This is a genomic window from Novosphingopyxis baekryungensis DSM 16222, from assembly GCF_000420305.1.
GTDB classification, from domain to species: domain Bacteria; phylum Pseudomonadota; class Alphaproteobacteria; order Sphingomonadales; family Sphingomonadaceae; genus Novosphingopyxis; species Novosphingopyxis baekryungensis.
Genome location: NZ_ATUR01000007.1, coordinates 135,765 through 147,505 on the forward strand (window position 1 = coordinate 135,765; position 11,741 = coordinate 147,505).

Sequence of the window (11,741 nt, forward strand, 5' to 3'; positions counted from 1 at the left end):
GATATGGAATTGGCGCACAGCGAATCCGCAAATCCGCATTGGACCCCGCGAGCTACCAAGCACGCGATGGCATCCATCCCCGGTGAGGACGGGCTACCGTTTTTGGGAGCAACGCTGGAGATCCTGCGCGATCCGGCGGCTTTTTCAGCCCGCATGATCGCGCAATATGGCAGCGTCTATCGCGTCAAGAGCTTCGGTTTCGATACCATCGCGCTGTCCGGCGCGGAGGCGAACGAACTGGTCTTGTTCGACCGGGACAAGCTGTTCAGTTCGGAACAGGGCTGGGGACCCATGCTCAACCTCCTGTTTCCGCGCGGGTTGATGCTGATGGACTTCGACCGCCACCGGGTGGACCGGCGTGCGTTGCAGGTCGCGTTCAAGCCCGAGCCGATGAAGGCCTATGCGCAGGTTCTGAACGAAGGCGCGCTCGCCCGCATCAAGGGCTGGGCCGGGCAAGACCTGCGTTTTTATCCGGAAATCAAACAGTTGACGCTGGAACTGGCCGCGACAGCCTTTCTCGGCATTCCCTTCGGGCCGGATGCCGACAAGGTGAATCAGGCTTTTGTCGATATGGTCCAGGCATCGATCGGTGTCGTCCGCCGGCCACTGCCGTTCACCCAGATGGGCCGCGGCGTGAAGGGGCGGCAATTCCTCGTCGATTATTTCGGACCCATGGTGGAGGAGCGCCGCCGCAACGAAAACCGGCAGGACATGTTCAGCCAGTTCTGCCGGGCGACGCGCGACGACGGATCACGCCTGACCGAAGGCGAAATCGTCGATCACATGAATTTCCTGATGATGGCGGCGCATGACACCATCACCTCTTCGGTGACGAGCATGGTGTGGCATCTGGCGCGTGAGCCCGAGTGGCAGGAGAAACTGCGCGCCGAAGCTCTGAGCGTTGCCCCCGCTGGCCAGGGTCTCACCTATGACGATCTCGGCCGGATGGAATTGACCGAGATGTTCTTCAAGGAGGCATTGCGGATGGTCGCGCCCGTCCCGACCATCCCGCGCCGTGCGCTGCGTGATTTCACCTTTGAGGGCTTCGACATTCCGGCGGGCGCGCAGGTCAGCGTCAGCCCCAGTTATACCCACCATATGGCCGAATATTGGCCGGAACCCGAAAGGTTCGATCCGTTGCGGTTTACTGCCGAGGAGATAAAGGCACGCCACCGTTTCGCCTGGGTGCCCTTCGGTGGCGGCGCGCATATGTGCCTGGGTCTGCACTTCGCCTATATGCAGATGAAGATCATCATGCATCATATGCTCACCCATATGCGGGTGGAGGTGGAACCGGGATATGAGCCGGACTGGCAGGCATGGCCCATTCCGAAACCCAAGGACGGGCTGAAGCTGCGGATGGTGAAACTGGGCTAGCGGCTCTTAAGGCGGCGCCGGGATGGCCCTGATCCGGGCTATTTTGCCGATGCGACGCTGCGATCGACTGGGAGCCCGGTTTCCCTGCAGACGAAAGGGCTTTCGAGGGCGGGAGATCATGGCGGCCCGCCTCAATGTTCGTAAATCATCTTCACCGTCATGCCGCCATCGATTGCAAAATGCTGCCCGGTGATAAAGCCCGCCGCGTCTGACGCCAGATAGTTGACCGCAGCGGCAATATCTTCCGGCCTGCCGATCCGGCCCACGGGATGTTGCGCCCTGTCGACATCGCGATGTTCGGGCTGCGCTTCGCGCTCGCTCGCTTTCTGCCACGGGCCGGTTTCGATCCAGCCGGGCAGCACGGCATTGACGCGCACATCCGGGCCAAGGCTGATGGCGAGCGCATGCGTCAGCGCCAACAGGCCACCTTTGGCCGACGCATAGGGTTCGCTGTTCGGCTCGCTCATCACTGCACGGGTGGAGGCGATGTTGACGATGGCCCCCTTTCGCGCCCGCAGCGCCCGCACCAGAGCGCGGGTGCACAGAAAGGCGCTGGTCAGGCTGGCATCGATCCAGGCCTGCCAGTCGGCAAAATCCAGCTCCTCGATCGGCCCGGCATCGGGCGATGCGATGCCCGCATTGTTGACGAGCAGATCAACGCCAGCAGCCTGGCCGGCCTGCCATTCGGTCAGCGCCTCGAACGCCGAGGCCACGTCACCTTCCCTGCCGACATCGCAGCGCGTGGCGAGCAGCGGCTGGCCACCATAGCTGGCGGCCAGATCATCGACTGCCTCGCCGTCCTTGTCCCAGGCGGCGACGCGCCAGCCTTGCTTGAGGAAATGATCCACGATCGCGCGGCCGATGCCCTGCGCCCCGCCGGTGACGATAGCTGTTTTGTTGCTCATCCGCCCGAAACGCTGGGGGCGGATGAAAGTTCAGCCGCTATTCCTCAGCGCCGTCGCGATCGCGTTGATCGTCAGTTGAATGCCTTCGCTGATGCGCGGATCGTCCTCACCGGCGCGGTGGCGTTTCATCAATTCTATCTGCAGCTGATTGAGTGGCTCGATATAGGGCAGGCGCAAACGGATGGATTCCAGCAGCGAAGGGTTCCCCTCGAGCAGATAGGATTCGCCCTTGGCGTCCAGCAGGCCGTCGTGCGTGCGCTGCCATTCGCTTTCGATCCGGCCAAAGATGGTCTCGGCAAAGTCCCGATCCTGCACCAGACCGGCATAGCGCTGCGCCAGCGCCATGTCGGATTTGGCCAGCACCTGTTCCATATTGGCCAGCATCGCCCGGAAAAAGGGCCATTCGGCGGCCATTTCTCTCAGCAGAGCCTTGTCCTCGAACTGGCTGAACGCCGTGCCCACGCCGTACCAGCCCGGCAGCATGATGCGCGCCTGAGCCCAGCTGAACACCCATGGGATGGCGCGCAGGTCCTCGATCCGCTGGCCTTTCTTGCGACTGGCGGGGCGGGAGCCGATCTTGAGGGTGGAAATTTCCGCGATTGGCGTCGCCTGAAAGAAGAAATCGGCGAAGTTTGGCGTGCCGTAGACCAGATCGCGATAGGCCTTGAACGCCGCATCGGACAGCGTCTGCATGGCGGCCGAATAGCGCGCACGATCGTCCATCGCCACGCTGCGATCGCCCATCGTGGCCAGCATGGTGGCCGATACCATGGCTTCCAGCGCCACCGCAGCATTGTCGACCGTGCCATATTTGGCGGCGATAACCTCTCCCTGTTCTGTAATGCGGATGCGGCCCTGAACGGTGCCGCGCGGCTGTGCGCGGATGGCGTGAAAGGCGCTGCCGCCGCCCCGCCCCACCGCGCCGCCGCGGCCGTGGAACAGGCGCATGCCATGGCCCGCCTCCTCGAACACCGGCGCCAGCGCGCGGCTGGCGAGATTGAGCTGCCAGGTTGACGTCATGTAGCCGCCATCCTTGTTGGAGTCGGAATATCCGATCATCACTTCCTGCACGCTGCCAGCGCTGTCATCGGCACCGGCGAAAAGCTTCTTGATCGGCGGCAGCTGAAAGGCGGTGCGCATCACGTCCGGCGCATTTTCCAGATCGGCGACCGTCTCGAACAAGGGCACGGCGCGCATGGGGCTGGACGGCGTGCCATCGGCATCGACATGCCACAGGCCCGCTTCCTTCAGCAGCACATAGACCTCAAGCAGGTCCGACGCGGTCTCGCCATGGCTGATGACATAATTGTCCATGGCCGATGGGCCAAAGGCGGCCAGCATGTCAGCCGCCGCGCGCAGGATGTCGAGCTCCTTCGCCGCTTCCTCCGAATGGGTAGCATTGGCCGCGGCGAGTGGCCGATTATGCGCCAGCTCCTCTACCAGCAGATCGATCCGCGCCTGCTCGTCCAGCGCGGCATAATCGGGCGTGACGCCAGCTTGCGCCAGCAGCTCGCCAACCACGCGCTCGTGCACGCCGCTGTCCTGTCGCATGTCCAGCGTGGCAAGGTGAAAGCCGAATGTTTCCACCGTGCGAATGAGCCGGCCTAGCGCGCCGCCGGAAGACAGCGCGCCGTCCCCGCCAGCAGCCAGTGCATTGGCGATGATCGCCAGATCCGCCCGCAATTCGGCCGGTGTGGCATAGGCGTCAGCCGCCAGCGTGGAGGGCCGTGAGGGTGGCGCACCGACAAGCTTCTCGTGCGTGGCCGACAGGCGAGCATACACGCCGGATACGGCGCGGCGATAGGGCTCGTCCTCGCGGCTTGGCGCTTCGTCGCCGCTCGCTTCGGCCAAGGCGAGCACGCTATCGGGCACATCGGAATATTTGCTGCTGACAGAAAGCTCCGCGCCTAGCGCGTGCAGCATGTCCAGATAATAGCCGAGCGCGGCCTCCGCCCCGCCCTTAAAAGCCAGGCGCATGGTGTCCGCATTGACATAGGGATTGCCGTCGCGGTCTCCGCCGATCCAGCTACCCAGCGTCAGGAAGCTGGGGATGCGCACGCCCAGTTCCTTGTCCCAGCGGGCATAGAGCAGCGGCAAAGCGGGCAGGAACACGTCGCGCATATAGGCGCGCGCATTGTCGATCTCGTCGGCAACGAACAGGCGGCGCTCGCGCAGGGGCCTGGTCTGCCATAGCAGCGCCACCTGCCTGCGGATGGCGTTCTCCACCTCGTCTCCCTGCGGCGTTACCCTTTCCCCGGCATCGCGCAGTCGCATGAGTGCGGCGATGCGGTTTTTGTGGTCGATCACACTTTTTCGGCGCACCTCGGTCGGGTGGGCGGTGAGCACCGGCACGATGGCCGCGCTTTCCAGCATCTCGGCCACAGAAGCGCGGCTGACCCCCTGCGCCTCCAGCGCTTCCAGCGCCTCGGCCACGGTCGCGCCCTGTTCGCGTGCTACGCCTTGCCGGTCCTCGGCCAGATTGGCGAGCAGCGAGAACAGCATGAAGCCGCGCACGAAATCCAGCGTACCGTCCAGGTCCAGCGCCTCCAGCTCCGGCACGGCCGCGGCACCCGGTCTGGCGCTGCGGTGGCGGTCCACGCTGGCGCGGCGAATCGCCTCGGTCTGGTCATAAAGCGCTTCACCGCCATAAGCGCGGATCACATCGCCAAGCACACGGCCCAGAAAGCGGATGTCGGGATTTTGCGAAATCGGGGGAAGGTCAGCCATGGCCAGATTGTGCGTTGCAACATTTGATGCGTCAAGAGAAGCGTCGCGCGCATCGATCACAGTAAATTCTTGCAAATTTCATGGCCGGCCGCATGGGCAAAAAGAGGGGCCAGTATCGCTTGCAGGAGACAGCCATATGAACGCCCTCACCGACAAGAATCGCGCCGAGGCGCTGAGCAAAGTGCCGGCGGTCACGCTGGTCTTCTGGATCATCAAGATACTGGCGACCACTTTGGGCGAGACTGGCGGCGATACGCTGAGCATGACCTTCAATCTTGGCTATCTGGTCAGTACTTTCATCTTTCTTCCACTGCTGGCGATTTTTATCCTGCTGCAGATTCGCGCCGCCCGCTTTCACCCGTGGCTCTATTGGGCCACCATCATTGCCTCCACCACTGCGGGCACAACCATTGCGGATTTTGCCACGCGCTCGCTGGGCATCGGTTATCCGGGCGGATCACTCCTGCTGCTGACATTGGTGCTGATATCGCTGTTCGTCTGGTATCGCAGCCTCGGAACGGTACGGGTCGAAGCCATCACCTCACGCAGGGCAGAGCTGTTCTATTGGATCACGATCACCTTTTCGCAGACTTTGGGCACCGCGCTGGGGGACTGGACGGCGGATGTACCGGGCTTCGGCTATCTGGGCGCGGCGGCGCTTTTCGCCGGGCTGCTGGCGATCATGCTGATGCTGCATTACGCCACGGCAGTGTCCAAGGTCTGGCTGTTCTGGGCTGCTTTCATCCTTACGCGCCCGCTGGGTGCGACGGTGGGAGATTTCCTCGACAAACCGATCGACAAGGGCGGGTTGGACCTCAGCCGACCGATCGCGTCGCTGGTGCTCGCGGTTCTGATCGTTGGCTGCATCGCGCTGCTGCCGCAACGTGCGGGACGGCACCCGGGGGAAGCGGCGTAGGGGTTCCCGCTTTTCGGTCGGGCTTGTCCCCGCAGGAGAGGAATTGGCTATTCCTCCAGTTCGATGTCCCAGTAGAGCCAGTCGTGCCAGCTTTCGTGCAGATAATTGGGCGGAAAGGCGCGCCCGCGTTCCTGCAATTGCCAGCTGGTCGGCCGGTGGGGATTGAGCATCAACTGCATATGCGCCTCACGCGGCGTGCGTCCGCCTTTTTTGAGATTGCATTGCAAGCAGGCGGTGGTCACATTTTCCCAGCTGGTCCCGCCGCCCTGCCGCCGGGGGACGACATGATCGAACGTCAGATTGGCCTCGCTCCCGCAATATTGGCAGGCGAATTTGTCGCGCAGGAACAGATTAAATCGGGTGAAGGCCGGATATTCGCTGGGTTTCACATATTGTCGTAGCGCGATTACTGAGGGGATTTGCATTGTGAAGCTAGGGCTGTGGACGGCCCGGTCGTAACTGTCGATAATGTCGACCTTATCCAGGAACACCGCCTTGATCGCGGTTTGCCATGGCCAGAGACTGAGCGGATAATAGCTCAGCGGCGTATAATCCGCATTCAGGATCAGCGCCGGACAACTTTCCGGGTGGCGCAAACTTGCGGGATTATCCAGTATGTCGGGATGATACATGCCCGAACCTTTGCTCCTCCACCTGTTTGCCCCCTGATAAACGCAAAAAAGTGACAGGCCAATGAAAGTTTGCGCAACAAAAGCGTCTTTCATCCCCGGGCGCGTTGAAAAGTCTGTGGAAAATGCCGCGATCACGCGCTTCGCCCCGAGCCCGAACGGCGCGCTCCACCTCGGCCACGCCCTGTCCGCGCTCTATTGCCACGATCTGGCGCGATCGACCGGGGGCCGGTTCCTCGTGCGAATCGAGGATATCGACGGCAGCCGCAGCCGGGCCGAACATATTGATCGCGCGCTGGCGGACCTTGCCTGGCTTGGCCTGGATCCGGATGAGCCGCCCTTGCTGCAATCCTCCTGCATTCCACGCTACCGGGCGGCGCGCGACCGCCTGCTGGGCGATGGCCTGCTCTATCGCTGCTGGTGTACCCGCGCCGAAATCACCGAGGCGCTGCGCTACGCCCCGGTGCGCCATGGACCGGACGGCCCGGCCTATCCGGGCACCTGCCGACATGCGGCGCGCGCCGACGGGGAGGACCGGCCCTATAGCTGGCGGCTCGATATGGCTGCGGCATTGGAGCGCGCCGGACCGCTTGGCTGGCGCGATCTGATGCGCGGCGAAGTGGCGGCCAATCCAGGGCGGTTCGGCGATATCGTGATCTGGCGCAAGGACGCGCCAGCCAGCTATCATCTCGCCGCCACGCTGGACGATGCCGCCCAGCATATCGGCCCGGTCGTGCGCGGGGCCGATCTGTTCGATTATACCGATATTCACGTGCTGTTGCAGGCATTGCTGCAACTGCCGCAGCCTTGTTACTGGCACCACCCATTGTTGCTTGGCCCCGATGGAGAAAAGCTGGCGAAATCCAAGGATTCGCCCGCGCTGGAAGTGCGGCGTCTGGCGGGCGAGGATGGCAGAATTCTGGCCGAAGAATTGCGCGCGCACCACTTTCCCGCTGGCATTTCGCTGACCGCTCCCTAACTTATCCTTATGGGTGCACTTCTTGTAATTGGAATTTTCATCGCGGCCAGCCTGGTGCTGGTTGCCCTTATTCGCGGGCTGTCTTCCTTCGCGAACCTCAACCCGGAAGATACCGACCAGGATGGAACGCCGCGCGGCGCCAGCATGCAGAACCGCATGATGTTCGCCCGCGTGAAATGGCAGGCGATTGCCATTGTGCTCGTCGCCCTGCTGCTGATTTTCAGCCAGGCCAAATAGTTCAACGCCACGTGGTCAAGCTCAACAAGATCTATACCCGTACGGGCGACGACGGTGAGACCGGTCTGGTGGACGGATCGCGGCTGCCGAAGGATGACGCGCGCATGGCGGCGATCGGCGATGTCGATGAGGCGAACAGCGCCATCGGCCTGGCCGTCTCCGCCTGCGATGACAGCGCGGCAGGCGATATCACCGGCGGACTGTCCCGCATTCAGAATGATCTGTTCGACCTTGGCGCCGATATTGCGACGCCGGGCACCGATTTCACCCCGTCGGAGATGGAGCTGCGCATCGTGGCGTCCCAGACGGCTTGGCTGGAATCGGAGATCGACCGGCTGAACGAGGCGTTGGAGCCGCTCACAAGCTTCATCCTGCCGGGCGGCACGACCGCCGCCGGGCATCTGCACCTGGCCCGCGCCATCGCGCGGCGTGCCGAGCGTTCCATGGTGGCGGCCCACCATGCCCACGGCATCAATCCCGAAGCCATGCGCTATATCAATCGGCTGTCCGATTATCTTTTTACGGCAGCACGGGCGGCCAATGTTGCATCGGCCGAGGGAACCGGAACCGGCGATGTGCTTTGGAAACCTGGAGCAACGCGCTGATTTCGCGTTGATATCGGTGACTGCGTTTGTGCGTCGCGCCGTCTAGCAAAGGGGCCCGTCATGTCCAGTCAACCGATCTGCGCTGTCCGCAATGCCGCCCTGCTGGATGATTTCCAGCAGACGCGCGCGCTGACCTTCGCCCTGGCCGCGCCTTTGTCGGACGCGGACGCCACCGTGCAATCCATGGAAGATGCCTCGCCATCCAAATGGCACATGGCCCATACCAGCTGGTTCTTCGAAACCTTTATCCTGCGCGATCATGTGGCAGGCTATCAGCCTTTCGATGAAAATTTCGCGTTTCTCTTCAACAGCTATTACGAAGCCGAAGGGGAGCGGCACGATCGGTGCCAGCGCGGCATGATCACGCGGCCATCACTGGACGAGGTGCGCGCCTATCGCGCGCATGTCGATAGCGCCATCACCGCGCATTTCGATGCGCTTCCCGATGATGCGCTGACCTTGCTGGAGCTTGGCGTGCACCACGAACAGCAGCATCAGGAACTGTTCCAGACGGACATTCTGCACCTGCTTTCACGCAATCCACTGAAACCAGCGCTCTGGCCCACGCCGCGCCGGCTGCATAATGCCGCGACAGCCCCTTTGCGGTGGATCGAAGGGAAGAGCGGCATCGTCGATCTCGGCCATGATGGGGGCAGCTTTGCCTATGACTGCGAAGGGCCACGCCATCAGATGTTGCTGACACCCCATGCACTGGCCAGCCGCTGCGTGACCAATGGGGAATGGAAAGAGTTTCTTGCTGCGGGCGGCTATGATGAGCCGCGCCACTGGCTGTCCGACGGATGGGCCTGGGTGCAGGGCAACAATATTCGCGCGCCGCTGTATTGGACGCAGGATGGCGACTGGGCACAATTTGGCAATGACGGCATGCAACCCATCGACGATGCCGCGCCGGTTTGTCACGTCAGCCTGTATGAGGCCGATGCCTTTGCCAGCTGGGCAGGGGCCCGGCTGCCGACGGAGCCGGAATGGGAAAGCGCCGCCGCCGCGCTGGACGCCCATTCGGGCAATCAACTCGATGCCGCCGGGGCCATTCGTCCCGCCCCTGCCCGCACCTCCGCCAAGGCCGGAGACGGCCTGGCGCAGATGTTCGGTGATGTGTGGGAGTGGACCGGCAGTGCGTTCCGCCCCTATCCCGGTTTCAAGCCGGCCGAGGGCGCGGTTGGCGAATATAATGGCAAGTTCATGAGCGGGCAGTTTGTGCTGAAGGGCGGCAGCTGCGCCACCCCGCGCGGCCATGTCCGTGCCTGCTATCGCAATTTCTTTTATCCGCACCAGCGCTGGCAATATACCGGCGTGCGTCTGGCCAAAGATATCTGACGCATTCAAACAGGGATCGATTATGATGGATAGCGACGTCGGCGCAGCTGGCGCCCCGAACGACGCGTTTCGCGACGATGTGTTGCGCGGCCTGGGTGGAAAGCCGCGCGCCATCCCTGCGCGGTGGCTTTATGACCATACCGGATCGGGCCTGTTCGAAGACATTACCGATCTGCCGGAATATTACCCTACCCGGACCGAGCGGGCGCTGCTGAAAAAGCACTGCCCGGAAGTGGCAGACATTGCCGGCACCGGCCATGCCGTGATCGAATTCGGCTCGGGCAGTTCGGTCAAGACGCCGATCCTGCTGAAGGCCGTGCGCCCGGCGGTATATGTACCGATCGATATCAGCGGGGAATTTCTGCGGGAAAGCGCGGTCACGCTCGGCAAACAGTTTCCGGACCTGCCGATCGATCCCGTCGAGGCCGATTTCATGCATCCGATCACCTTGCCGCCAGCGGCGCAGAAACTGCCCAGAATCGGCTTCTTTCCCGGATCGACCATCGGCAATATGGTGCCGCGCACCGCGGTCGACCTGCTGCGCCGTATGCGCGAGAATCTGTCGGAAGGCGCCTTGCTGCTTATCGGTATGGACCGGGTGAAAAGTGAGGCCATTCTGGTTCCGGCCTATGATGATGCGGCAGGCGTCACCGCCAATTTCAACTTGAACCTTATCGATCGCATCAACCGCGAACTGGACGGCAACATGCCGCGTAAGGCTTTCCGGCACCGCGCGCTATGGAATGAGAGCCATGCACGGATCGAGATGCATCTGCAGGCGACACAGGATGTCGATTTCACCGTGGCGGGCCATGACTTCCGCATGGAGAAGGGGGAAAGCATCCACACCGAGAACAGCCACAAGTTCAAGCCGCGCGATTCCCGGCTGCTTCTGCGCGCCGGCGGCTGGGAGCCGATCCGCGAATGGACCGACGAAAAGGGCTGGTTCTCGCTGATCCTGGCAGAGGCTGCGCCGGAACCGCTGGCACCCTGAAGACGGCGGATAACGTCACGCCTGCGATAATGGCGGGCATGTTCGGTCGGTTCTTGTCGAGCCGGGGGCTGGCCCGCTACTGCGACCACCAACGGCCAGCGACAGGCCGACCGTACGCTTTCGAAGGGACATCAAGATGAACAGTATTGGAGTGATCGGCGCCGGACAGATGGGCGCAGGCATTGCGCAGGTTTCCGCTGCGGCGGGCTATCATGTCTTTCTGGCCGATGTGAATCAGGACGTGGCCGAAAAGGCCAAGGCCGCCATCGGCAAGCGGTTCCAGCGGCTGGTCGAGAAAGACAAGATGGACGCGCAGGCCGCCGATGTCGCGCTCGGCCGGATCGAGGCGATCGGCTCGTTCGATAAAATGGCGACGGCCGGGCTGGTCATCGAAGCGGCCACCGAGCGCGAAGAGGTGAAGCGCACCATTTTTGCGCAGGTTGGCGAGGTGCTGGGGCATAAAGCCGTGCTGGCGTCCAACACCTCTTCCATTCCGATCACGCGGCTGGCGCAGGCGTCGCCCGATGCGGCGCGGTTCATCGGCGTGCATTTCTTCAACCCGGTTCCGGTGATGGACCTGATCGAAGTGATCAAGGGACTGGCGACCGCCGACGAAACGGTCGAGATCGTCCGCAGCTATGGCAAGGCGCTGGGCAAGCAGATGGTGTTTGCCAATGACGCGCCCGGCTTCATCGTTAATCGCGTGCTGATGCCGATGCTGAACGAGGCCTGCTTTGCACTGGGCGAAAATGTGGCCAGTATCGAGGATATCGACACCGCCTGCCGCCTGGGCCTCAACCATCCCATGGGGCCGCTGACCCTGGCGGACTTTATCGGGCTGGATACCTGCCTGGAGATCACCAACGTGTTGTTCAGCAGCACCGGCGATCCGAAATTCCGCCCCGCGCCGCTTCTCGTCAAATATGTCGAGGCCGGCTGGTACGGCCGCAAATCCGGCCGTGGCTTTTACGATTATAGCGGGGATGTGCCAAAGCCGACGCGCTGACGACGGTTTTGGGCTGACGGTGATTTGG

General features: G+C 62.7%; 11 protein-coding genes. 8 read left to right on the forward strand and 3 right to left on the reverse strand.

Annotation, left to right across the window (positions count from 1 at the left end; genetic code table 11):
- The first annotated feature begins 3 nt into the window (after nucleotides 1-3).
- Nucleotides 4-1,377: a cytochrome P450 gene (locus G410_RS0112500; protein WP_022674003.1), complete on the forward strand. Its 1,374-nt coding sequence runs from the start codon at nucleotides 4-6 to the stop codon at nucleotides 1,375-1,377.
- Between the two features lie 131 nt (nucleotides 1,378-1,508).
- On the opposite strand, the gene G410_RS0112505 is transcribed toward G410_RS0112500, so the two are convergent.
- Together G410_RS0112505 and ppc are read right to left on the reverse strand one after the other, a co-directional pair.
- A complete protein-coding gene (locus tag G410_RS0112505) occupies nucleotides 1,509-2,282 on the reverse strand; it encodes an SDR family NAD(P)-dependent oxidoreductase (protein WP_022674004.1) in 774 nt (257 codons plus the stop codon).
- A 30-nt stretch (nucleotides 2,283-2,312) separates the two neighbouring features.
- Nucleotides 2,313-5,009, reverse strand: a complete 2,697-nt coding sequence (gene ppc / locus G410_RS0112510) for a phosphoenolpyruvate carboxylase (protein ID WP_028971417.1) — start codon at nucleotides 5,007-5,009, stop codon at nucleotides 2,313-2,315.
- Nucleotides 5,010-5,145: 136 nt separating this feature from the next.
- Here ppc and G410_RS0112515 point away from each other — a divergent pair, with 136 nt between their 5' ends.
- A complete protein-coding gene (locus G410_RS0112515; RefSeq protein ID WP_022674006.1) occupies nucleotides 5,146-5,925 on the forward strand; it encodes a COG4705 family protein in 780 nt (259 codons plus the stop codon).
- A gap of 47 nt (nucleotides 5,926-5,972) precedes the next feature.
- Here the strand turns inward: G410_RS0112515 and G410_RS0112520 are convergent, their stop codons facing one another.
- Nucleotides 5,973-6,557, reverse strand: coding sequence for an HNH endonuclease (locus G410_RS0112520; RefSeq protein ID WP_022674007.1), 585 nt, complete (start codon nucleotides 6,555-6,557; stop codon nucleotides 5,973-5,975).
- A gap of 115 nt (nucleotides 6,558-6,672) precedes the next feature.
- Between G410_RS0112520 and gluQRS the strand changes: the two genes are divergently transcribed.
- The 6 genes from gluQRS (at nucleotide 6,673) to G410_RS0112550 (ending at nucleotide 11,713) form a co-directional block, all read left to right on the forward strand.
- Nucleotides 6,673-7,533: a tRNA glutamyl-Q(34) synthetase GluQRS gene (gene gluQRS / locus G410_RS0112525; RefSeq protein ID WP_022674008.1), complete on the forward strand. Its 861-nt coding sequence runs from the start codon at nucleotides 6,673-6,675 to the stop codon at nucleotides 7,531-7,533.
- 9 nt (nucleotides 7,534-7,542) lie between these two features.
- The gene (locus tag G410_RS0112530) at nucleotides 7,543-7,770 is read left to right on the forward strand and encodes an HIG1 domain-containing protein (RefSeq protein WP_022674009.1); all 228 of its coding nucleotides are present in this window, start codon (nucleotides 7,543-7,545) and stop codon (nucleotides 7,768-7,770) included.
- Between the two features lie 11 nt (nucleotides 7,771-7,781).
- A complete protein-coding gene (locus tag G410_RS0112535; RefSeq protein WP_022674010.1) occupies nucleotides 7,782-8,375 on the forward strand; it encodes a cob(I)yrinic acid a,c-diamide adenosyltransferase in 594 nt (197 codons plus the stop codon).
- 60 nt (nucleotides 8,376-8,435) lie between these two features.
- Entirely contained in the window at nucleotides 8,436-9,713 is a 1,278-nt protein-coding gene (gene egtB, locus G410_RS0112540) for an ergothioneine biosynthesis protein EgtB (protein WP_022674011.1), read from the forward strand.
- 22 nt (nucleotides 9,714-9,735) lie between these two features.
- On the forward strand, nucleotides 9,736-10,707 hold the full coding sequence (gene egtD / locus G410_RS0112545) for an L-histidine N(alpha)-methyltransferase (protein WP_022674012.1): 972 nt from the start codon (nucleotides 9,736-9,738) through the stop codon (nucleotides 10,705-10,707).
- Nucleotides 10,708-10,843: 136 nt separating this feature from the next.
- Entirely contained in the window at nucleotides 10,844-11,713 is an 870-nt protein-coding gene (locus tag G410_RS0112550; protein WP_022674013.1) for a 3-hydroxyacyl-CoA dehydrogenase NAD-binding domain-containing protein, read from the forward strand.
- Nucleotides 11,714-11,741: the final 28 nt, after the last annotated feature.